Below are 20,830 nucleotides of genomic sequence, written 5' to 3'. Positions count from 1 at the left end.
CTCGGCAGTGGGAACGGGCCCAGTATCTGCCTGCCCGCCGTAAATTCTCCCGGTCGAGCGGGGCGGCGAGCCGTAAAAATCGCGTCAAGTTACATCCAAGTGACTAACCCGTCTTGGACAGATTCTTGAACGCCATCCCCAGCGTATGCAGCGCACTGCGCGACCGATTGTCATGAAGCGCCGAATACAGCACCACCTCGTGCGTGGGTAACGGAGGCAATGAAAGCGCTTGGCCGATATCGATGGTACCGGACGGTGCGGCACGCCTCGGCAATACGGCGACCGCCAAGCCGATCGTAGCCGCGGCTCCCACCACGGCAGCACCCTTGCCGATGAACACTTCCGTCCAGGCGATGCCGGCACTATCCAGCGCACGGACCGCTGCCGCGCGAATGCTGCATGTTTCGCCCTGGGTCGACAGCGGGAGCGGTTGACCTGGGCGCGGTTGCCAATGCGGAGCGGCGATCCATGCGAACGATTCGGCAAACAGCACTTCACCATGGCGACGGCGATCTTCCGGCTGCAACACCAGGGCGGCATCCAGCACGCCGTCGTCGTAGGCCTTGAGTACTTCGTTCGAGCCGGCGACGCGCAACTCGATCACCAGATGGGGATCGTGCTCGTTCATCCAGAGCAACAACCCGGGTAACTCACTGCCCACCAACTGATGGCTGACGCCGATCACAAGTCGCCGCTGCTTCACGTCGAACGACGCGATGGCGCGTTCGTGCGCACCGACCAACTCACGAGCGGCCTCCATGAATGCGGCTCCCTCGGCGGACAGCCTCACCTGGCGCGGCGTCCGCTCCAGCAGGCGCCGGCCCAGCTGGTCTTCCAGCCGGCGCAACTTCAGGCTGATCGCCGACTGCGTGCTGTTCAGCGCCTCGGCGGCACGGGTGAAGCTCTGCAACTCAGCGATCAGGACAAAGGCTTTGACGGCATCGAGATCGAGGGCTTTCATGGTGTATCCATTTCATTCTTAAATGACTGAAACACATATTCATATATGTTCGAAATGAATGGTAGCGCACTAAACTGCGCCGCACATCGGCAGGAAATCCCCGTCATGAAATCCTCGAAGACGCTTCTATTCGCCCTTCTGGCCCTTCTCCCGATCCGTGCAGTCACCGCCTCGGAGCCCGGCACCACGAATACGGCCGCTCCCATCGAAGGCACCTGGACACTCGCCTTCGCCGACGTTCAACATCCGGACGGAACGCGAACGCACGACTACGGCGATGCCCCGAAGGGCGTGCTGCAAATCGATCGCGCCGGTCACTATTCGCTGTTTATCTTCAACAGCGCCCGGCCTAGGTTCGCCGCCAACGACAAGAACGCGGGGACGCCGGATGAATTCCGATCGGTCATATTGGGAACGAGCTCTCACTTTGGAACGGTCGAGGCCGATCCCGTGAAGCGAACGCTCACGTTCCACATCGAGGGGGCGACGTATCCGAACTGGGAGGGAACGACCCAGGTGCGCAGCTATGAACTGAGCGGCGACATGCTGAGCTACAAGGTGCCGCCGCGGCCCAATGGCGATATTCCATTGACGGGCTGGAAGCGAATTTCTCGCTGATCCAGGCAAGGACATCCGCTCGCGTGAGCGTCCCGCGAGCGGAATCCACCCAGAACGTCCTACCCCACCTCCTCGCGGGTAGTTGACAACCGCACGTTCCTGCACCAGCATGGATTTCCCATTCGGACTTCTAAACACCCAGACATCTGGTCGTCCTCCGGAGTAGAACCGCCATGATCACGCAGCCCACGACCGACACGCGCTATCCGATCGTCCCCACGATCGGTGCGTGTTGCTGTTGTCCTGCCTGATCCTTCGGGCGCACCTGCGCCCCTCCGCCTGACGGGCGGATAGAAACACCTCCCCCTAGTCCCCTGCGTCACGCGCGGCTCCTCGCCGCGTGCCGTACCGCTGCCCGCACCATCCAGGAATCCGTTCATGAGGCATGCCCTGCCAGCGCGCTTGTCGCTGTCCGTCCTTTTCGCCACCAGCTTGTATGGCCCCGTCACCCACGCCGAAGATGCCGACAAGGCCGAGGACGCCACCAAACTGCAGACGGTGGTCGTCACCGGCACCCGCTCCGTCAATCGCAGCCAAAGCAGTTCGCTGTCACCGATCGACGTGGTCACGTCGCAGGACTTGCAATCATTCGGCGATACCCAGTTGGGCGCCGTGCTATCGCGGCTCACCCCCTCGCTCAACTTCCCGCGCGCCCCGGGCAACGACGGCTCGGGTATCGTGCGCCCGGCCGCGCTACGCGGCCTGTCACCCGACCAGACACTGGTCCTGGTCGACGGCAAGCGCTGGCACACCAGCGCGCTGCTCAACTTGCAAGGTGCGCTCGGCCGCGGCTCCGCGCCCGCCGATCTCAACGCGATCCCGATCTCGGCCATCGACCACATCGAAGTGCTGCGCGACGGTGCCTCGGCCCAGTACGGCTCCGATGCGATCGCCGGCGTGATCAACATCGTGCTCAAGGGTGCCGCCGGTACCGGGACCAATGAAGCGAGCATCACCGCGGGACGCTACAGCGCGGGTGACGGCAAGCAATGGCAGGGCGAAGCCAGCCTCGGTGTTCCGCTCGGCGGCGACAAGGGCTGGGCACGCCTGAGTCTGGTCCAGGGCCATGCGGACGCGACCCACCGTGGTGGCCGCGACTACCGCGATTCGTCCTCGCCCGTTTACGGCCAGAGGACGCAGCGCATCGGCGAGCCGGACATCGGCAACCACCAGGCCCTGCTCAACGTCCAGTACGCGCTGGCCTCGAACGTGGACTTCTACGCCTTCGCCAGCACCAGCAGCCGCGAGGGCACGTCGCCCGCCCTGTTCCGCACCTACGACAGCGCGCGCAACGTGCCGTCGATCTACCCGAACGGCTACCTTCCCCTCAACGACGTGCGCTCGATCGACAGCGCCGTGGTCGCCGGCGTGCGCGGCACCACCGCGGGCGGTTGGCGCTGGGACATCAGCGGCAACTATGGACGCGATCGGGTCAGCATCGACCCGACGCATACGCTCAATGTCGACCTCGGCGCGGCGAGCCCCACCCGCTTCAACGCCGGGCGCCTGATCGCCACGCAGAAGGCGTTCGATGTCGACGTGGCCCGCGATCTCGACGTGGGCTAGTTGACCAACCCGGTGACCCTCGCTTTCGGCATCGAGTACCTGCACCAGCAGTACGAGATCGAAGCCGGCGATCCGTCGTCGTATTTCGGCACGGGATCGCAGGGCTTCCCCGGGTTCACGCCAGGGGACGCGGGGCGCCACAGCCGTCACGACGTCGCCGAGTACGTCAGCCTGGAAAACCAGATCACCGACAAGCTGAACGGTTCGCTGGCGGTCCGTCACGAGGATTACAGCGACTTCGGCAACACCACGTCGGGCACGTTGTCGGCGCGCTACGACTTCACCGACAGCTTCGCGCTGCGCGGCACGGCGGCGACGGGTTTTCGCGCGCCATCGCTGCCGCAGCAGTACTACACGACCACGTCGACCAATGTCATCGGCGGCGTGCCGACGCAGATCCGCAATGTCGCGGTGAGCGATCCGGTCGCCCGCGCGCTTGGCGCGGAACCGCTCAAGCCCGAGAAATCGCATAACTACACCCTCGGCGCCGTATACGCGCCCGGCACGTGGACGCTGTCGCTCGACCTGTACCAGATCACGATCGGCAATCGCATCGTTCCCTCGGAGAACCTGGTCGGCGACGACGTGCAGGCGTACCTGCAGAGCCAGGGCTTCGCCAACATCCAGGGCGGCAGTTACTTCACCAATGCCTTGAAGACGCGCACGCGCGGCGTCGATCTCAGCAGCGGTTACCGCCTCGACTTCGGTGATGCTGGCAAACTCCAGCTCACGGTCGCCTACAACCGCAACCACACGTCGATCCTCTCGGTGGCACCCAACCCCGCCACGCTCGCCGAGAGCGGCCTGGAACTGGTACGTGTCGGACACATCGCGCAGGGCTACATCACCAACGGTGCGCCGCGCGACAAGATCGCCTTCGGTGCCGATTACGGCATCCGCGACTGGAGCGTCCACGCGGCGCTGACGCGCTACGGCCAGTTCACCGTCAACCAGGACCCGGTCGGCAACCCCGGTTTCGACCAGGTCTTTCCCGCGCGGTGGCTGCTCGACCTGTCCACCAGCTACGCGGTCCACGGCTGGACCTTCACGGCAGGCGTCGACAACCTCACCAACGTCTACCCGCAGAAGTACAGGACCGGAAGCGACGGTGCCGTCGGTGGCACCTGGCCTTATCCGGATTACTCGCCGTTCGGCTACAGCGGACGGTATCTCTACACGCGCATCGCCTATCGCTGGTGACCGCGCTTTTTCCACGACCGTCCAGGGGCTACAACGTGCATTCCAGGCTACCGATCCGCCGCCAGTTGCTGGCTGCGACACTTCTCTCCGTACTCGGCACGCAAGCCGCCTTCGCCCAGTCGACCACCGGCGCCATCTCGGGCCAGGTCGGCGATGCGCAGGGCGCCACCGTCGTCGTACAAGGCGGCAACGGCCTGACCCGCGAGGTCACGGTCGATGCCAAGGGGCGCTACAGCGCAAGCCAGCTTCCACTCGGCACCTATACCGTCACCCTCCGGCGAAACGGCGTCGACGTCGACAGCCGCAAGGACGTGGGGCTCAGGGTGGGCGCGTCGACCGACGTGTCCTTCGTCGCCAGCGCGGCCAATCTCGAAGGTGTCAGTGTCAGCGCCTCGCGCCTGCCCGATATCGACGTGACATCGGTGGACTCCCGCTCGGTGATCACCGCCGACCAGCTGGCCAAGCTGCCACTCACACGCAACGCGGATGAAATCGCCCGGCTCGCCCCCGGCGTCGTGTCGAACAGTGGTGGATTCAAGGGCCCGACCGGGTCGTCGCTGAACAGTTTCGGCGGCTCGGCGGCCAGCGAAAACGCCTATTACATCAACGGCTACAACGTGACCGACCCGCAACGCGGCATGGGCGGCATCTCCCTGCCCTACGGCGCCGTCGACCAGCAGGAAGTCTATACGGGTGGCTACAGCGCGCAGTACGGGCGCTCCGACGGCGGTGTCATCAACCAGGTCGGCAAACGCGGCAGCAACGAGTGGCACTTCGGCGGACAGGTGCTCTGGGAACCCGCCTTCGCGCGTGCCGGGTCGGCCAACACGTATTACACCAACGGCCTGCCCGCCTCGCCCGTCGCGGGTGATCTTTACCAGCCCAATCGCGAGGACCGCAGCTGGGTGACCACGGTGAGCAGTTACGTCGGCGGTCCGCTGATCAAGGACAAGCTGTTCTTCTTCCTGGCTGGCGAGTTCGAGCGGCAGGAAGGTTCGACGCACAACAACGTGGACGACACGAGTCCGGACGTGCAGTACCGGTATGGCTCGCCGCGCTGGTACGGCAAGCTGGACTGGAACATCACGGACAGCCACATCCTCGAGGTCACCAGCGCCTCCAGCAAACGCGAGACGCAAGGCACGATCTACGATTACGACTACAGCGCGCTGCGTCGCGGCGGACGGATCGGTTCGGATGACGACACCAAGACGGGCGGCGACGTGTGGTCGGCCAAGTACACCGGCTACATCACCGACGACCTCACCGTCTCGGCGCTGTACGGCAAGATGAAACTTGACCAGTACGACCAGCCGGGCTCGTATAACGGTGACCTGACCTACGTCAACGGACTCACGAACCAGAATCCAGCGCTCAACGGTGGCTCGCCGTTCGGCAACAACCAGACGGTGCAGACGTTGACCGATTCGGGCCGCGGCACCCGCAGCACCAACACGCGCTTCGACGTGACCTACGTGCTCGGCGACCACACGATCAGCGCCGGCATCGACAACCAGGTCACCCGTGCGCTCGACCAGGGCTCACAGGCTTCGGGCGATGGCTATTACTGGACCTACGGCAAGGCCGATCCGAATACGCCGATCTCCACGGGGCTGGGCGTCCCCGCCACCGGTGGCATCGTCAACGGTGAGCAGGGCTATTACGTGGTCCGGCATGTGGTCAGTTCGCTGGCCAGCGTGCGCGCGAGCCAGAAGGCCCAGTACATCGAGGACAAATGGCAGGTCGACGATCGCTGGCTGCTCTCGCTGGGCCTGCGCAACGACCAGTTCGAGAACTACAACCGCGACGGCGATGCCTATGTCACGCAGCACCGGCCGCAGTGGGCGCCTCGCCTCGGTTTCAGCTGGGACGTGAACGGCGACGCCAGCTTCAAGGTCTACGGCAATGCCGGCCGCTACTATCTCGGCCTGCCGCTCAATCCCGGCCTCAATGCCGCCGGCGCGTCGCTCAGCACGTCGCAGTACTTCACCTATGGAGGCATCGACGCACAAGGCCTGCCCACGGGCCTCACGGCCTTTTCGCAGCCGGTCTCGTCGAACAACTATTACGGTGTACTGCCCGATCCGCGCACGGTCACGGCAAGCAACCTCAAGTCGGAATACCAGGACGAGTTCATCCTCGGCTTCACCAAGACGTTGGGTCACGACTGGGTCTACGGCGCGAAGGCGACCCAGCGCATCCTGCGCAGCGCGATCGACGACTACTGCGACACCGACCGGATCGTCGCCAAGGCGGCGGCGCTCGGTTACGACGTGACCACGACCAACAGCTGCTACCTGTTCAACCCGGGCCGGGCGAACACGTTCAACGTGATCGATACCTCCGGCAACCTGGTCGCCGTGCCGTTGAGCAACAGCGAGTTGGGCTTTCAAAGCCTGAAACGCCGCTACTACTCGCTGGAAGGATTCCTGGAGCACCCGTTCGACGGCCGCTGGTACGGCAAGGTCGACTATGTGTTCTCGCGCAGCTACGGCAACACCGAAGGCCAGCTCCGCTCGGACCTCCAGCAGACGGCGGCCTCGACCAGCGAGGATTGGGACAACAGCTACATCATGGAGAACACCAACGGCCCGACCAACAACGACCACACCCATCAGCTGAAGCTGTTCGGCTACTACCAGCTGACGCCGGAATGGCTGGTCTCGGCCAACCTCAGCCTGACCTCCGGTTCGCCGAAGATCTGCCTGGGCTACTACGGCCCCGACTTCTCGGACCCTGGCAAGTACGGTGGTTCGTACCACTACTGCGACGGCGTCGCGTCGCCGCCGGGCAAGCAGGGCCGGCTGCCCTGGATCCGCCAGCTCGACCTGGGCACGACGTATCGCCCGGCCTTCGCCGACGGCAAGCTGTCCTTCACCGCCAGTGTCTTCAACGTGTTCAACGAGCAGCGCCCGTTGAACCGGTACCCGTACTCGCAGACCGATCCCGGCGTGCCCGACCCGCAGTATGGGCAGGCGGTGGTTCGCCAGGTGCCGCGTTACGTGCGGCTTGGTGTGAGTTACGACTACTGAGGATGTCAGGTGGCGCTGGTTACCCAGCGCCATCTTCGCGGACGCCGGAGATGCGAAGACTGGTAAGTCCGGGATCATTCCGGAGCCGGACTGAAGAAGATCTCCCGCACCTCGACCTGTCCCCGGGTGGCAGTGGCACCCTTCCGCGCCCACGCCAGTGCCTCGTCCATGTCGGCGCATTCCAGTATCCAGAAGCCGCCGATATGTTCCTTGGCTTCAAGGTACGGACCATCGGTGATGAAGACGTCGCCGCCGGCTTGCGTGCGCAGCGACTTCGCGGCGCCGAGTCCACAAGCGAACTTCCTGACGCCGGCGTCGATCATTTCCTTGTTCAACGCGTGAATTTCGCGGCCGACGGCTTCATCCATCTGGGACGGGTCGAAATCGTCGGGGAGGTAACCAGCAACCAGATACTGCGGCATCACCTTCTCCTCGAGTGGCTTTCAGTCGGGCCAATGCCCGCCTTACCGATACGTCGAACGAAGGGTACGGAATTCGACAGCCTCTCCCCGAATAACGCCTGGCCTGCTTAAGCGGGCAACAGGCCGGCCTCACGGTAACTCTCGATCAACGTGTCGAACAACGAGATGTCCGAGCGGCTTCTCGCCATCAGTTGCGCACCGGCAACCGCGGCGAAGATGGCTCGCGCGCGCGCTTCGCTTTCTTCTGCCGTGACCACGCCGGCCGTTTTCAACATCTTGCCGATCCAGGCCACATTCACATCCGCGAAGGTCTGGACTTCCTTCTTCACCGGCTCCGGAAGATCGTCGTATTCGGCGGACATGAAACTGCCCAGGCAGAGACGGTTCCCGTTTTCGAGGGAGCGCCGGAAAATCTGCGGATATTTGCGCAGGGCGTCCCGGGGTTCTGGCGTTTCTTGGGACATCGCCTCCAGGTCGGCCACCGTGTCTTCCCAATAGCGCTTCGCCACCGCCGCGCCGAGTTCGGCCTTGCTCGGGAAGTGGTGATAGATACTGGCCGCCTTGATTCCGACCTCGCCGGCCAAGTCGCGAATGTTCAAGCCGCCGTACCCGTGCGCCTGGGCGCTGCGCCGTGCGGCGGAAAGAATGGCTTCGTTCGTGCTCATGCCTGGCTCCGGTGGTTACCGCGACAAGCATCCTACCATGTGTTAGTTAGGCCTTGACGGGCGCCGTGGATGGCGCCTATGGTTTACCTACCAAATGTTAGGTAGATGACGATATGAGCGACGACATCCTCTTTTCCGACGCGACGAAGCTGGCGGAACTGGTCCGCACCAAAGAGGTCTCCCCCGTCGAAATCATGCGGGCGCATCTCGACCGGATCGCCACCGTCGACCCCAGGGTCAATGCGATCGTCACGGTGGTGGATGGCGCCCTCGATGCCGCCAAGGCCGCCGAGCAAGCCGTCATGTCGAGCGACGCGCTCGGCCCCTTGCACGGTGTCCCGTTCACGGTGAAGGACTCGATCGACACGGCGGGCGTCCTCACCCAGCGTGGCTCCCCGCTCTTCCAAGGCCGCGTGCCCGACACCGATGCCACGAGCGTCGCGCGCATGAAAGCGGCCGGCGGCATCCTGCTGGCGAAGACCAACCTCCCCGAGTTTTCGTACTGGATCGAGAGCGACAACCTTCTCTCCGGCCGCTCGAACAACCCCTGGGACCTGACCCGTACACCGGGTGGATCGAGTGGCGGTGAATCGGCGGCGATCGCCGCGGGCATGTCGCCGATCGGACTCGGCACCGATCTCGCCATCTCCGTGCGCGGCCCAGCGGCGCAAACCGGCATCACGTCGATGAAGGCCACCCACGGTCGCGTACCGATGACTGGCATCTGGCCACGTGCGCCACGTCGTTTCTGGCATGTGGGACCGATGGCACGTTCGGTGCGCGACATCGCCCTCGCCTTCTCCCTGCTCGCTGGACCCGATGGCCAGGATGCTTTCGCGACCAGCACCGCTGCCTTCGATGCAGGTATCGGGCGCCAGCCCTATCGACAGCTGCGCGTGGGCTGGATGGTCGGGCCGGGATTCGGGCCGGTCGATCCCGAGGTGGTGGCCACCGTGAAGGCGGCGGCCGATGCCTTGAAGCAATGGGGGGTGTTCGTCGAGCAGGTAGGCATTCCGGCGCTCGAACGCGACTTCGCGCTCGACGTGTTCAATCGGTTGCACGTCATGGAGATGAAGCCCGCCTTCCGGCAAGCCACGGCGGGGCGCCGTCCCGACGAACTCTACAAGATGGCGAAAACCATGCTCTCACTGCCCGATACGTCGATGGACGACTTCATCGATGCCGAGCAGGCAGTGGAACGGTTGCGCGATGGCTACGCCGATTACTTCTCGCGCTACGACGCCCTGATCACCCACGTGTTGCCGATTCCCGCCCACAAGCATGGCGTCGAGGAGTTCACCATCGATGGGCAGACCGTCGATGCCACCTACCTCCAGGGCGCGACCGTACCGCTCAACCTCACGGGTCTGCCTGGCTTGGCGATGCGGTTCGGCACGAGCAAGGAGGGCCTTCCGATCAGCGTGCAGATTGTCGGCAAGTGGCAGGCCGAATCGACCATCCTGCATGTCGCTTCGTTGCTCGAAGCCATCAGCCCCGTCCGGGGTCTGCGTCCGGCGCTTTGACATCCGGCCCACCGGGCCCCTATTGCTTGCACAGCTTGTCGAACCATCGATGCGGGCATACGATCGAGCGGTTTCCAGGGAGCGCGTCATGCTCAAGAACCTCATTCCGAAGATTTTCTACGACCGCCTGCGCGATGGCCTCGAATTCTTCGTGCGCGCGTGAGTGAGGTGACGGCTGTTTCATCAAAGAAAGCTTGATGAAAATCGAGGGAGAGTAGGCTGCCGAAAGCCACCAACCCGGGCACCGAAGAACCTCATGCAGAAGCTGATTCTCTTTTTCGCGTTGCTGATCCTCGCGCCGCTGGCGGGCGCCGCCGACTCGCCCAAGGACGTGCAGGCCCTTATCTCTCGCGGTGACTATGCGGGAGCGGAAGCGATGCTTCGCGACGCCATCGCGGAACATCCGCAAAGCGCGAAGGCCCATTACGTGCTGGCCGAGGTGTTGGCTCACGAAGGCAACATCGGCGAGGCGAAGGCGGAGGCGTCCAAGGCGGCAACGCTCGATCCGGGTACGCACTTCACCGATCCCGCGAAGTTCCAGGCTTTTCAGCGGAAGCTGAATGGGGCGCTGGCCCCTGCGGCCAACGTTCGGACCACGGCGGCTCCTGCGCGCTACGGCGAGACCGGACAGCCGTCCCGCGACGAAGGCGGTTCGTCGAACCTGCTCAAGATCCTGGCCATCGGGGCCGGTATCGCGCTTATCGCGTCCCTCTGGATGCGCCGGAAGCGCGCAGTGGATGGCCCTTCCACCGGCTATCCCCTCGCAACGCCGCCCGGCGGGGCGTCACCTTACAGCGGGTACCCGGGTAACGGTCCCTACGCCCCGCCCCCGCCTCCGCAAGCACATTCGGGCGTGGGCACGGCCGTAGCGGCGGGACTCGGCGGCGTGGCAGCAGGCATGTTGCTCGACGAAGCGCTCCGCTCCCACGGCGATGGCGAGGTATCGCGCGAAACAGGCTCTGTCGTTCGTGATGATCGCGATCCTTCGGCACAGGCCTATGACGATCTTCGTAGCGACCCGATCGATATGGGCAATGACGACAGTTCGTGGGATGACAGTTCGTCGGGTGATGGCGGGTCTAGCGACGATGACTCCTGGTAACTGATGTGGTGCACGGCTTCTTTCGTACCGTGCCGGGCTGAGGGTTCGCGGACAGGGTCCGCTCCCACGCCAAGCTGAACGCCGGCACCTACGGCCGCCTACCCCAGTTCATCCTGCCGCAAGGAATTCCAAGGCAGACTCGCGCTGGCAGTATCCCGGCCTCGTGCCTCGTACGGAGATAGTCCCATGCGCCATTCCACCCTGCTTCTGGCCGCTTCTCTCGGCCTCGTCCTTGCCTCGCACGCCGTCGCTTCCGACCGTCCCGATCCGGGCAAGCTGACCACCCGCTGCCTGGATGCCGCCGCGGACAAGTTCGACGTGAAGAACGACTACATCCAACTGCAGCCGATCCAGGCCGCCGATGCCGGTTACACGATCACCGGTACCGCCGACGCGGGCATGGATGGCAAGAAGAATTTCACCTGCCAGTTCGACAAGAAGGGCAAGCTGGCCAACCTCGTTCCCGAGGGCAAGTAAACATAAGGATGGGCCGTGCGCAGGGCACGGCCCATCCCGTTCCTTACAGTCGAGAAGTTATCAGTGGATCACGCTTACGCGGCGAATCCACCATCGATCAAAAGGCCCGCGCCCGTGATGTTGGCCGCCTCGGGCCCCGCCAGGTAAGCGACAAGACTGGCGACTTCGTCAGGATGGCCATAGCGGCCAACCGCAAGCATGGGGATGAGGCCTGCGGCCATCGGACCATCCGCCGGATTCATGTCGGTATCGATGGGTCCCGGCTGCACCACGTTCACGGTGATCCCCTTCGGTCCGAGATCGCGCGCAAGGCCCTGTGTCAGGCCTTGCAGCGCCGACTTGCTCATCGCATAGACCGCCCCACCAGCGAACGGCATGCGCTCCGCATTGGTGCTGCCGATGTGGATGATGCGGCCGCCCTTGCCCATGACACGAGCCGCGGCGCGACTGGCGATCACGGCGGCGCGGATGTTGACCGCGATCGTGCGGTCGATGTCTTCCGTCGTGAACTCCTCGATCGGCGCGATGGCGAGCACGCCCGCGTTGTTTACCAGGATGTCGAAGCCACCGAAGGATTCCTTCGTCTTGCTCACCGCCGCCTCGATAGCCGTATCGTTCGCGCTGTCCGCCTGGATGGCGATGGCGCGGCCGCCGGCCTTGGTGATGTCGTCGACGACGGCATGGGCGGCGGAAGCGCCTTGCACATAGGTGATCGCGACGGATGCGCCGCCGGCGGCAAGCCGACGCGCTACCGCAGCACCGATGCCACGTGAACCGCCGAGCACGAGGGCGCTCTTGCCTTGGATGGAATTGAGGTCGTTCATGGTGGGACTCCGGTAAGTTGTGTTCGATTCCCGAGCAAATCTAGGCCCTTGGAGCCTCAACCACTAGCGACCTAGTGGTAGTTTCATTCGATCCATCTGGTTTAGAGTCGCCACATGGATACCCTCAACGGCATCGCTTGCTTCGTACGCAGCGCGGAACTGGGCAATTTTGCCGCTGCCGCGCGGGTACTCGGGCTCACGCCCGCCGCCGTGGGCAAGAATGTGGCACGCCTGGAGGCCGAATTGGGGGTTCGTCTTTTCCAGCGAACCACGCGGCGGCTCTCACTCACCGAAGCGGGCGAGGCATTCCGGCTGGAAGTCCAGGGCAGCCTGGACCAACTCCACGGCGCCATGGCCAATGCGCGGGCACGCACGACCGGCCCCGCCGGGTCGCTGAGGGTCGCGCTTCCCTACGCGTTCGGCCGGGAATACATCGTGCCGATGCTTGCCTCGTTCCTGGAAGCGTTTCCCGCCGTAAGGCCTGACTGGCGTTTCGACAACCGCCCGGTCGATCTCATCGCCGAAGGCTTCGATGTCGCCATCGGTGGAGGCTTCGACATGCGGCCAGGCGTCGTCGCCCGTGCGCTCGCACCGGCTCACCGCATCCTGGTGGCGTCACCGGAATTCCTCGCGAACGGACCCGCGATCGCCACGCCCGCGGATCTCGCCGGTCGCGAAGGCATCCTCATTCGCTCGCCGCAAACCGGCCGCGTGAGGGATTGGGTACTTTCCGACCGGCACGGCGCGGAAGCGGCCGTGGCACTGGATCGCCGCATCCTGTTCGACGACCCCGACGCCGCCGGTCACGCCGCCGCACTCGGCATGGGCATCGCGTTGCTTGCCGTGCAATCCGCCCTGCCCTGGATGGAGCGAGGGCGAATCGTGCGCGTGTTGCCGGACTGGTGGGTCGAAGGTGGCCAACTGTCGCTTTACTACCCGGCGCAACGTCTGCTGCCGCAGAAGACGAGGCTGTTCATCGATCACATCGTGGAGTGCTTTCGGGAGCAGGACTTGCCGGCGCGGTTTTCGGCGGTCGATGCGGCTATCCGGATCACTCGCGATCCCGGTGCTTCGCGTCGCTGACGAGCATCAACCGGATCTTCGGTTGCCACGTTTCGGCTTTCGCTCCGCCACGATAAAGACAGACGGCCCGGTGAAGGTAGCGGCTCTGGCTCGCTTCTCGCACCGGGGTGATCAACTCATGAAGACGACGGCATGGATCGGCTTTGTCATCGCGCTATCGGCACCCATCGCCGCCGCGGTGGCGACGACGGGAAGCGAACCGCTGCTCAACCGGCAGGACCGGCCATGGCAACCCGTGGCACCGGCGGTGCAGACACCGCTCTGGCCGAAGGGACTTTCCATCGCCGCGCCCGCCTCGCCCGGCCACGAAGTGTTCGGGACAGGACGAGGGCAAATCGCAGGCCGCCCGGTCACGGTGGTCCAACACGTGTCGGTTCCCACCATGACGATCTATCGCTCCAGCGGCAAGAACACCGGTGCCGCCGTGGTCGTGTTTCCCGGAGGTGGTTACCGGGTGTTGGCGATCGACCTCGAAGGCACCGAGGTCTGTGACTGGCTCACGCCCAAGGGCATCACCTGTGTCGTCCTGAAGTACCGGGTTCCCGGCTCCGGTCCCTACTGGAACGACGAATGCAACTGCAGGCGCGTTCCAGCGGAACCGATGGCCTTGCAGGATGCGCAACGGGCGATCAGCCTCTTGCGCGAACAAGCGACTGCGCTCGGCATCGACCCACACAAGATCGGCGTCGTCGGCTTTTCCGCTGGCGGCCGCATGGTCGCGGACGTCAGCAACCACCCGCAGCGCAGCTATCGCCCCGTCGATGCGGCCGACCGGCAAAGCGCGAGGCCCGATTTCGCCATCGCGCTCTATCCCGGGCATCTCTGGAAAAAACCAGGATTGACACTCGATCCCGGCGTAAAGATCGACCCGCATGCCCCGCCGACGCTCATCATCCAGGCGGAGAACGATCCGACGGACGACATCCGCGAATCGCTTACCTATTACCTCGCACTCCAGCAGGCGAAGATTCCCGTCGAGATGCATCTGTACGCCAACGGCGGCCATGCCTTCGGTTTGCGAAAGACGGCCGACCCCATCACCGGATGGCCGTCGCTGGCGGAGCATTGGATGAGCACGATCGGTGTCGTTCCTTCCGCCGGCCCTTAGGGCGTCAAAGGTGACGGGCGCGGTTTCCTGAAGGTCAGCCATAGGGCGGACAGCAGGAAGTAAAGACCACCGAATCCGGCATAGGGCGCGAGTTGTGCGAGGCCGGGCGCCACGCCAAACGACTGGACGATGAAGACCACACCCGCGAGTGCCGACTGGGCACCGCTGATCATCATGAACACCTGGCCGCCGAGCTTGCGGCGACGAATGCCGACGGCCAACTGGAAGAGCCCGGCCAGCAGGGCCCATGCGCCAAACACCAGCACGCCACCCGCATTTCCTCGCAAGACAAAAGCAACAGCCATGGCCATGGCCGTGATCACGCTGACGAGGGCGTTGAATTTCTGGCCCGGATTGGCTTGCAGTCCACCGCTTCGCCGGGCATCGATGACGTTGGCCATCGCGTCCCAGGCGGGGTAGACCACGAGCAGCGCCGCCGCGAGCGGTACCGGCGCGGGTGCGGACAGGAGTACCGCGGCCACCCATGCGAAGGCGACGCCCGCGCGCAGGTAGTAGAAGGATCGGAGGGGATTCATGGAGGGAGTCCGAATAAGGTGATAACACCCTACTAGTAGGTAGGTAATGCGTCAACCTTGCCAAGATGAATCTTTATTTACAGGCCCACGATTCAGGTTGTGCCAAGACCGACACCTACCACATGGTAGAATTCCGGGCATGAGCACCCAGCAGAAACTCATCGATTCAGCCCGCTACCTCATACAGACGCGGGGCTACAACGGTTTCAGCTACGCCGATGTCGCCGAGCAGGTTCAGGTACGCAAGGCGAGCATCCACCACCACTTCCCGACCAAGGCCGATCTCGCCCGGGCGGTGGTGGAGGAATCCCGGGCGTTGATCGTCGCGCAGACGCGGACGCTCGATGGCGGTGCCTTCGATCCGGAAGAACAGCTCCGCTTCTACACCGGCTATTGGGAGCGGTGCATCGCCGACGCGTCCGCTCCGTTCTGCGTCGCCGGCATGCTCGCCTCCGAACTGCCCACCCTTCCCGCCGACCTGGCCGAGAACGTGCGCGCACATTTCCGCGACCTGTCGAACTGGCTGGAAACCGTGTTGACCAAGGGTGCGCAACTGGGCCTTTTCGAACTGCGCGGCTCGGCCCGCCTGGAAGCGGAATCGTTCATGTCGATGGTGTACGGCGCGATGCTTACCGCGCGCGCGTATGGCGACCCGAAGGTGTTCGCGGACATCGTCGGCAGCGGCTTGAAGAAGCTCTTGCGTCATCGCAAAGAGTGAAGACGAACTTTGCCTACCGCCATATCGTCGCCCGATGGGTTCTCAAGATGCCCCATTCGTCAATCGGGAGACGACGTGCCAATTAGTCGGCAGTGAAAGGCGGAAGCCCATTGGCTCCCGCCCGGATCAAACGATCGACCGTTCCTCAGCGAACCGACTTGAACGCGGCACGCAGTTCTTCGGCGAAGATCTGCGGCTGTTCCCAGGCCGCGAAGTGCCCGCCCTTGCTTACCTGGTTGTAGTAATACAGGCTCGGATACGCCTTCTCGCTCCAGCTCTTCGGCGCGCGATAGATCTCGTGCGGGAAGACGGTGATGGCGACGGGAACCTTGATCTCGGTGGTCCGCTGGGTCACGGAACTGAAGTTGTTGTTGTTGTTTTCCCAGTAGAAGCGCGATGACGACGCACCCGTGTTCGTGAGCCAGTACAAGGTGATGTCGTTGAGCATCTCGTCCCTGCTCAGCACACGCTCGGGCACGCCGTCGCTATCGCTCCACTGCGCGAACTTTTCGTACATCCACGCGGCCAACCCGGCTGGCGAATCGGAGAGCGAATAGCCGATGGTCTGCGGACGCGTGACCATCATGGCGCCGTACGCGGCGTTGCGGCCGAAGAAGGTGCTCAGCGACTGATAGGCCTCTTGCTCGTCGGGGGCAAGGCCCGCCGGGGCCGGGTCGCCGCTGTTGATCGCCTGGGCGAGATTGCCCGGAACGGTCGCGGGCATGTTGAGGTGGATGGCGAGCAAACCCTTCGGCGCCTGCCGGGCGAGCGCGTCCGAAATCACCGAGCCATGGTCACCGCCCTGCGACACGTAGCGCTTGTAGCCCAGCCGCTTCATCAGCACGTCCCAGGCACGGGCGGTGCGATCCGGGCCCCAGCCCAGGGCCGTCGGCTTGCCGGAGAAGCCGTAGCCGGGAATGGCCGGGATGACCACGTCGAATGCGTCCTCTGCGCGACCACCGTAGGCCGTGGGGTCGGTCAACGGACCGATGGTCTTGATGAATTCAAAGGGCGAGCCCGGCCAGCCATGGGTCAGGATGACAGGAAGCGCATTGGGATGGCGGGAACGCACGTGAATGAACTGGATGTCCACGCCATCGATCGTGGTGACGAACTGCGGCAGGGCATTGAGCTGGGCCTCGGCCTTGCGCCAGTCGTAACCCGTGCCCCAATAGCGGACCAGTTCCTGGACGCGGGCCAACTGGATACCCTGCGAATCGTCCTTCACGAGCTCCTTGTCCGGCCAGCGCGTTTCAGCGATGCGGCGGCGCAGGTCGTCGAGTTGCTCCTGGGGAACGTGGACGTGGAACGGGCGGATGCTTTCGTCGACCTTGGTTGTCTTGGCCGTGGCATCCGCCGCTTGATCGAAAGCGGCGGCAGGCTGCGCGTGGAGTGTCGGCGCGAGCACGGCGAAGCCGAGGGCGACAGCGAGCGCGCGCCGGGTGAATGAAGGTTTCCGGAACATGTGTGCGTGTACGGCTGACATCGTCGTTCTCCTGTGGGCTTCACGATTTTTATGGTGACGCCCGGGCTTGCTTGCCCCGACGTGTCCACAGTCTATGAAGCGGTTTCCACTTCGATGGTGTCCAGGAAGGGCCGATTTGAAACGGCATGTATCTCATGGCTTACGGATACAAACGGATACAAACGTCCCCCGGTAAGCTGTTCGTTCCACGCCACACCATGTTTCACTCGAAACACCAATACGATCCCGGCGAGAGCGCTAGGATCGGATCCACAGGAAGAGACCGCCATGCAGAACCTACTGTTGCAGACCACCATCGAAGGGGATCCCGACGACTGGAACATCTCGCGCTTCAGTCACCTGAAGGCGTTCCTGGAGGGCCTTCGTGACGACGATGGGCAACCGGCCTTCCGCGTCACCGCCCGCAACCGCGATCCGCTCGGAAAGGCCGACGCCGTCCTCGCGCGACTCCACGAGTCGGACTTCCATCAGTTATGGCTCTTCGCCGTCGATACCGGTGATGGTCTTACCGAGGAGGATTGCGACGGGATAAGCCAATTCCGGCAGCGCGGTGGTGGCATGCTGGTGACCCGGGACCACATGGACCTCGGCAGTTCGATATGCACACTCGGCGGTGTCGGCGCGGCGCACCACTTCCACACACGCAACCCCGATCCGGATCCAAGCCGCTGCTGCGTCGACGACCGCGACACCACGTATATCTCGTGGCCCAACTATCACTCCGGGGCGAACGGCGATTTCCAGCATGTGCAGTCCGTGGGCGACGTGCATCCTGTCCTGCGCGATCCGCATTCGGATGCGGGCGTCATCCGCTACCTGCCCGCCCATCCTCACGAGGGCGCGGTCGGCGCCCCTCCAGGGGACGAGACCAGCCGGGTGATCCTGCAAGGTCGCAGCCAGGCCACGGGAAGGGAATTCAACCTGGCGGTCGCGTTCGAACAGTCCGACCAGGGTGGCCGGGCCATCGCGCAGTCGACGTTCCATCATTTCGCGGACTACAACTGGGACACCGCCGCCGGTTGTCCTTCGTTCGTATCGGAAGCGCCCGGTGACGGAATGATCCGCTTCCCGGAAGCGTTGCGCTCCACCCGGCAATACGTCCGGAACGTCGCTTTCTGGCTTGGCGGCGTCCATGAGAGGCCTGCATGAATATCGTCGTCATCGGTGGGCGAGGTCTCGTCGGCCGGAACATCGTGGATCGGCTGCGTGGGCAGGGTCACGATGTGACGGCTGCCTCGCGTGCGACGGGCGTGGACGTGATCACCGGGGTCGGTCTCGATCGATGCCTCGTCGGTGCCGAGGTCGTTATCGACGTCAGCAACTCGCCCACGTTCGACGACCTGGCCGCGTTCGAGTTCTTCAAGGCGGCTGCCGTCAATCTGCTCGAAGCCGAAGCCCGGGCGGGAGTGAAGCACCACCTTTCGCTGTCGATCGTCGGCACCCACCGGCTGGCCGCCCTCGGCAGCGACTATCTGCGCGGCAAGGCGCTGCAGGATCGCTTGATCAGGGAATCCGGCATTCCCTTCACGATCGTGCACGCGACCCAGTTCTATGAATTCCTGGTCGCTATCGTCACGTCGGCCATGCACGACCAGACCGTCTACCTGCCGCCGGCCTATATTCAGCCTGTCGCATCGGACGAAGTCGCGGCGTTGATGGCCCGCCTCGCGGTTGATCCACCGCTCAACGGTTCGATCGAGATCGCCGGGCCGGAGCGCGAACGCATGTCGCAACTCATCCAGCGCTTTGTCGTCGACATCGAGGCGCCATGCGATGTGGTCGCCAACGTGCAGGCACCGTACTTCGGCGCCACCCTCGATGAGCTGACCCTGGTGCCACAGGGCGACGCGCACGTTGGCGGGGTCGGGTTCCAGGCATGGTGGCAACAGTCGGAATTCGCGCGCGTCAGCTGGTGATGTGGTACGGCCAGGCTAAGGCAAGCATCCATCGCCGACAGAGTCGGCTCCCACAATAGAAAAGCCGACTGCGGTGACTGGTGGGAGCCGACCTTGTCGGCGATCCCGCGGCAGCGGGCCAGGTTGTGGCAAGCACCCATCGCCGACAGGGTCGGCTCCCACCAAGTCCACCCCACCAAAGTGGCGCCGGCCGATATCAGGGCGCCAAGCGATCCAGGTCCAGGTTCAACGCAAGCACGTTGACGCGCGGTTCGCCGAGCACGCCGAATTGGCGACCCTGGGTGTTGGCGGCTACCAGTTCACGAACCTTCGCAGGGTCCACGTTCCGCGTGCGGGCCACGCGGGCGACTTGATACTCGGCGGCGGCGGGGCTGATCTCGGGATCGAGGCCGCTGCCAGATGCGGTGACCAGATCGACGGGAACGGAGGCCTCGTTCGATGGATCGACCTGCTTCAGCGCGTCGATCCGCTGTTTCACCGCATCGGTGAGGGCGGGGTTGGTCGGTCCCTGGTTCGAGCCGGATGACGAGGCGCCGTTATTCGGATTGGGGGCCGTGGCCGAGGGACGGCCCCAGAAATACCTGGGCTCGGAGAACGCCTGGCCGATCAGTGTCGAACCGATCGTCTTGCCGTCTTTCTCGACCAGGCTCCCGTTGGCCTTGCCATGGAACATCGCCTGGGCGAGGCCGGTGGCCGCCAGCGGATACAGGATGCCGGTAAGCACCGTCATGGCGAGGAAGAGCACGACGCACTGCCTGATGAGCTTTTTCATGACGCTGCCCTCTTAGAACGTGCCCTGGAACATGACGAAACCGCGAGTCCCGCCGACATTGCGCGTATCGCTGGCGTCCACGAAGCTCGACACACGGTGATAGAACGTGTCGTCCGTGGCATGGGTCACGCCACCGCTCACCGACCAGTGCGTGGCGAACTGGTACTTGATCGTCGCCGAGTAGTCGCTATAACTCGCGTCACGCGCTCCATTGGAGAGTGGAACGGCCAGCTTCGCGGTGTAGTGGGTATGTCCCGCGTGCAGCGCCAACGACCACGTATCGGACAGCGGAAACGTGCCATCCAACTGGAGATACCCCGTCCCCCGTGTATCGCCGTCGTAGCCCTGCTCCTTGTCGGCGGCGAAATAGTCCGTCAGCGACCGGTTGTACTTCAGGGTGAACTGGCGCCACGTCAGCGCGGCGTTGGCTTCGACCGTATTGAAGGAACGCGAGCGGAGGCCGGCTTCGTCGAGATCCGCACCGGGATACACATAACCGTACAGGCCGACTCGCCAGGACCAGTCGGCATTGATGGGACGACCGAAACTGGCGTAGAGATCCAGCTCCATGGAACCGCCTGGATAGCTCTTGTCACTGATGCTCGAAGCCCAGGTACCCGCGGAGAACCCATTCGGGTTCGTGTAGTCGGCGCCACCCTGGATCGCGGGGTGGCCCCAGGTCTGGGTCAAGCCGCGGAACATGTAGTCCGAGACCATCGCCACGTTGCCGGTCACCGGCGAGGCGTCTTGGGCCTGTGCGATCGAACCCAGGCTGAGGAAGGAGACAACCGCCGAGGCGGTCAAGGAGACGATCTTCATGG

At 64.1% G+C, this 20,830-nt stretch carries 20 protein-coding genes; 12 read left to right on the top strand and 8 right to left on the bottom strand.

The window, feature by feature from the left end; translation table 11 throughout:
* Nucleotides 1-103 precede the first annotated feature (103 nt).
* Complete coding sequence (locus J2T07_RS08000; protein ID WP_306848823.1) at nucleotides 104-961, bottom strand: LysR family transcriptional regulator; 858 nt, start codon at nucleotides 959-961, stop codon at nucleotides 104-106.
* A 105-nt stretch (nucleotides 962-1,066) separates the two neighbouring features.
* Between J2T07_RS08000 and J2T07_RS07995 the strand changes: the two genes are divergently transcribed.
* The 4 genes from J2T07_RS07995 (at nucleotide 1,067) to J2T07_RS07980 (ending at nucleotide 7,377) form a co-directional block, all read left to right on the top strand.
* Nucleotides 1,067-1,579: a lipocalin-like domain-containing protein gene (locus J2T07_RS07995; RefSeq protein WP_306848820.1), complete on the top strand. Its 513-nt coding sequence runs from the start codon at nucleotides 1,067-1,069 to the stop codon at nucleotides 1,577-1,579.
* Between the two features lie 378 nt (nucleotides 1,580-1,957).
* Nucleotides 1,958-3,145 (top strand): TonB-dependent receptor plug domain-containing protein, encoded by a 1,188-nt coding sequence (locus J2T07_RS07990; protein ID WP_306848819.1) that lies wholly within the window; start codon nucleotides 1,958-1,960, stop codon nucleotides 3,143-3,145.
* Between the two features lie 12 nt (nucleotides 3,146-3,157).
* Nucleotides 3,158-4,345, top strand: coding sequence for a TonB-dependent receptor domain-containing protein (locus J2T07_RS07985; RefSeq protein ID WP_306848818.1), 1,188 nt, complete (start codon nucleotides 3,158-3,160; stop codon nucleotides 4,343-4,345).
* 35 nt (nucleotides 4,346-4,380) lie between these two features.
* Nucleotides 4,381-7,377 (top strand): TonB-dependent receptor, encoded by a 2,997-nt coding sequence (locus tag J2T07_RS07980; RefSeq protein ID WP_306848817.1) that lies wholly within the window; start codon nucleotides 4,381-4,383, stop codon nucleotides 7,375-7,377.
* 74 nt (nucleotides 7,378-7,451) lie between these two features.
* Here J2T07_RS07980 and J2T07_RS07975 read toward each other — a convergent pair whose 3' ends face one another.
* Together J2T07_RS07975 and J2T07_RS07970 are read right to left on the bottom strand one after the other, a co-directional pair.
* Entirely contained in the window at nucleotides 7,452-7,799 is a 348-nt protein-coding gene (locus J2T07_RS07975) for a YciI family protein (protein WP_306848816.1), read from the bottom strand.
* A 107-nt stretch (nucleotides 7,800-7,906) separates the two neighbouring features.
* On the bottom strand, nucleotides 7,907-8,464 hold the full coding sequence (locus tag J2T07_RS07970) for a TetR/AcrR family transcriptional regulator (protein ID WP_306848813.1): 558 nt from the start codon (nucleotides 8,462-8,464) through the stop codon (nucleotides 7,907-7,909).
* Nucleotides 8,465-8,577: 113 nt separating this feature from the next.
* Between J2T07_RS07970 and J2T07_RS07965 the strand changes: the two genes are divergently transcribed.
* From J2T07_RS07965 to J2T07_RS07955, 3 genes are all read left to right on the top strand, one after another.
* Entirely contained in the window at nucleotides 8,578-9,987 is a 1,410-nt protein-coding gene (locus tag J2T07_RS07965) for an amidase (RefSeq protein ID WP_306848811.1), read from the top strand.
* A gap of 256 nt (nucleotides 9,988-10,243) precedes the next feature.
* Nucleotides 10,244-11,089, top strand: coding sequence for a tetratricopeptide repeat protein (locus J2T07_RS07960; protein ID WP_306848809.1), 846 nt, complete (start codon nucleotides 10,244-10,246; stop codon nucleotides 11,087-11,089).
* 186 nt (nucleotides 11,090-11,275) lie between these two features.
* Nucleotides 11,276-11,566, top strand: coding sequence for a hypothetical protein (locus J2T07_RS07955; RefSeq protein WP_306848807.1), 291 nt, complete (start codon nucleotides 11,276-11,278; stop codon nucleotides 11,564-11,566).
* Between the two features lie 74 nt (nucleotides 11,567-11,640).
* Here J2T07_RS07955 and J2T07_RS07950 read toward each other — a convergent pair whose 3' ends face one another.
* Nucleotides 11,641-12,390, bottom strand: coding sequence for a 3-oxoacyl-ACP reductase family protein (locus J2T07_RS07950; RefSeq protein ID WP_306848805.1), 750 nt, complete (start codon nucleotides 12,388-12,390; stop codon nucleotides 11,641-11,643).
* 114 nt (nucleotides 12,391-12,504) lie between these two features.
* Between J2T07_RS07950 and J2T07_RS07945 the strand changes: the two genes are divergently transcribed.
* Together J2T07_RS07945 and J2T07_RS07940 are read left to right on the top strand one after the other, a co-directional pair.
* Entirely contained in the window at nucleotides 12,505-13,473 is a 969-nt protein-coding gene (locus tag J2T07_RS07945; RefSeq protein WP_306848803.1) for a LysR family transcriptional regulator, read from the top strand.
* Between the two features lie 118 nt (nucleotides 13,474-13,591).
* Nucleotides 13,592-14,581, top strand: a complete 990-nt coding sequence (locus J2T07_RS07940) for an alpha/beta hydrolase (RefSeq protein WP_306848801.1) — start codon at nucleotides 13,592-13,594, stop codon at nucleotides 14,579-14,581.
* Here J2T07_RS07940 and J2T07_RS07935 read toward each other — a convergent pair.
* Entirely contained in the window at nucleotides 14,578-15,117 is a 540-nt protein-coding gene (locus tag J2T07_RS07935; protein ID WP_306848799.1) for a hypothetical protein, read from the bottom strand. The two genes, J2T07_RS07940 and J2T07_RS07935, sit on opposite strands and share 4 nt — an antisense overlap.
* Before the next feature lie 139 nt (nucleotides 15,118-15,256).
* Here J2T07_RS07935 and J2T07_RS07930 point away from each other — a divergent pair, with 139 nt between their 5' ends.
* Nucleotides 15,257-15,835, top strand: coding sequence for a TetR/AcrR family transcriptional regulator (locus J2T07_RS07930; RefSeq protein WP_306848797.1), 579 nt, complete (start codon nucleotides 15,257-15,259; stop codon nucleotides 15,833-15,835).
* A gap of 145 nt (nucleotides 15,836-15,980) precedes the next feature.
* On the opposite strand, the gene J2T07_RS07925 is transcribed toward J2T07_RS07930, so the two are convergent.
* Complete coding sequence (locus J2T07_RS07925) at nucleotides 15,981-17,321, bottom strand: epoxide hydrolase family protein (RefSeq protein WP_306848795.1); 1,341 nt, start codon at nucleotides 17,319-17,321, stop codon at nucleotides 15,981-15,983.
* Nucleotides 17,322-17,588: 267 nt separating this feature from the next.
* Here J2T07_RS07925 and J2T07_RS07920 point away from each other — a divergent pair, with 267 nt between their 5' ends.
* Together J2T07_RS07920 and J2T07_RS07915 are read left to right on the top strand one after the other, a co-directional pair.
* A complete protein-coding gene (locus tag J2T07_RS07920; RefSeq protein ID WP_306848793.1) occupies nucleotides 17,589-18,470 on the top strand; it encodes a hypothetical protein in 882 nt (293 codons plus the stop codon).
* Nucleotides 18,467-19,237: an SDR family oxidoreductase gene (locus tag J2T07_RS07915; protein ID WP_306848792.1), complete on the top strand. Its 771-nt coding sequence runs from the start codon at nucleotides 18,467-18,469 to the stop codon at nucleotides 19,235-19,237. The genes J2T07_RS07920 and J2T07_RS07915 overlap by 4 nt, the downstream gene beginning before the upstream one ends.
* Nucleotides 19,238-19,433: 196 nt before the next feature.
* On the opposite strand, the gene kdpC is transcribed toward J2T07_RS07915, so the two are convergent.
* Both kdpC and J2T07_RS07905 read right to left on the bottom strand, forming a co-directional pair.
* Nucleotides 19,434-20,009, bottom strand: a complete 576-nt coding sequence (gene kdpC / locus J2T07_RS07910) for a potassium-transporting ATPase subunit KdpC (RefSeq protein ID WP_306848790.1) — start codon at nucleotides 20,007-20,009, stop codon at nucleotides 19,434-19,436.
* 12 nt (nucleotides 20,010-20,021) lie between these two features.
* Nucleotides 20,022-20,828 (bottom strand): TorF family putative porin, encoded by an 807-nt coding sequence (locus J2T07_RS07905; RefSeq protein ID WP_306848789.1) that lies wholly within the window; start codon nucleotides 20,826-20,828, stop codon nucleotides 20,022-20,024.
* Between the last annotated feature and the right edge of the window lie 2 nt (nucleotides 20,829-20,830).

Origin of the sequence: Luteibacter jiangsuensis, from assembly GCF_030812295.1 — a bacterium.
Lineage (GTDB): Bacteria > Pseudomonadota > Gammaproteobacteria > Xanthomonadales > Rhodanobacteraceae > Luteibacter > Luteibacter jiangsuensis_A.
The sequence above is the reverse complement of the archived record's forward strand: the minus strand, read 5'-3'. Positions and strand labels throughout refer to the sequence as shown.

Coding starts and splice junctions, on each gene's coding strand:
- J2T07_RS07935 (WP_306848799.1), bottom strand. CDS start 15,117: ATGAATCCCCTCCGATCCTTCTACTACCTGCGCGCGGGCGTCGCCTTC.
- J2T07_RS07995 (WP_306848820.1), top strand. CDS start 1,067: ATGAAATCCTCGAAGACGCTTCTATTCGCCCTTCTGGCCCTTCTCCCG.
- J2T07_RS07965 (WP_306848811.1), top strand. CDS start 8,578: ATGAGCGACGACATCCTCTTTTCCGACGCGACGAAGCTGGCGGAACTG.
- J2T07_RS07960 (WP_306848809.1), top strand. CDS start 10,244: ATGCAGAAGCTGATTCTCTTTTTCGCGTTGCTGATCCTCGCGCCGCTG.
- J2T07_RS07945 (WP_306848803.1), top strand. CDS start 12,505: ATGGATACCCTCAACGGCATCGCTTGCTTCGTACGCAGCGCGGAACTG.
- J2T07_RS07955 (WP_306848807.1), top strand. CDS start 11,276: ATGCGCCATTCCACCCTGCTTCTGGCCGCTTCTCTCGGCCTCGTCCTT.
- J2T07_RS07905 (WP_306848789.1), bottom strand. CDS start 20,828: ATGAAGATCGTCTCCTTGACCGCCTCGGCGGTTGTCTCCTTCCTCAGC.
- J2T07_RS07925 (WP_306848795.1), bottom strand. CDS start 17,321: ATGTCAGCCGTACACGCACACATGTTCCGGAAACCTTCATTCACCCGG.
- J2T07_RS07990 (WP_306848819.1), top strand. CDS start 1,958: ATGAGGCATGCCCTGCCAGCGCGCTTGTCGCTGTCCGTCCTTTTCGCC.
- kdpC (WP_306848790.1), bottom strand. CDS start 20,009: ATGAAAAAGCTCATCAGGCAGTGCGTCGTGCTCTTCCTCGCCATGACG.
- J2T07_RS07915 (WP_306848792.1), top strand. CDS start 18,467: ATGAATATCGTCGTCATCGGTGGGCGAGGTCTCGTCGGCCGGAACATC.
- J2T07_RS07950 (WP_306848805.1), bottom strand. CDS start 12,390: ATGAACGACCTCAATTCCATCCAAGGCAAGAGCGCCCTCGTGCTCGGC.
- J2T07_RS07940 (WP_306848801.1), top strand. CDS start 13,592: ATGAAGACGACGGCATGGATCGGCTTTGTCATCGCGCTATCGGCACCC.
- J2T07_RS07930 (WP_306848797.1), top strand. CDS start 15,257: ATGAGCACCCAGCAGAAACTCATCGATTCAGCCCGCTACCTCATACAG.
- J2T07_RS08000 (WP_306848823.1), bottom strand. CDS start 961: ATGAAAGCCCTCGATCTCGATGCCGTCAAAGCCTTTGTCCTGATCGCT.
- J2T07_RS07920 (WP_306848793.1), top strand. CDS start 17,589: ATGCAGAACCTACTGTTGCAGACCACCATCGAAGGGGATCCCGACGAC.
- J2T07_RS07970 (WP_306848813.1), bottom strand. CDS start 8,464: ATGAGCACGAACGAAGCCATTCTTTCCGCCGCACGGCGCAGCGCCCAG.
- J2T07_RS07975 (WP_306848816.1), bottom strand. CDS start 7,799: ATGCCGCAGTATCTGGTTGCTGGTTACCTCCCCGACGATTTCGACCCG.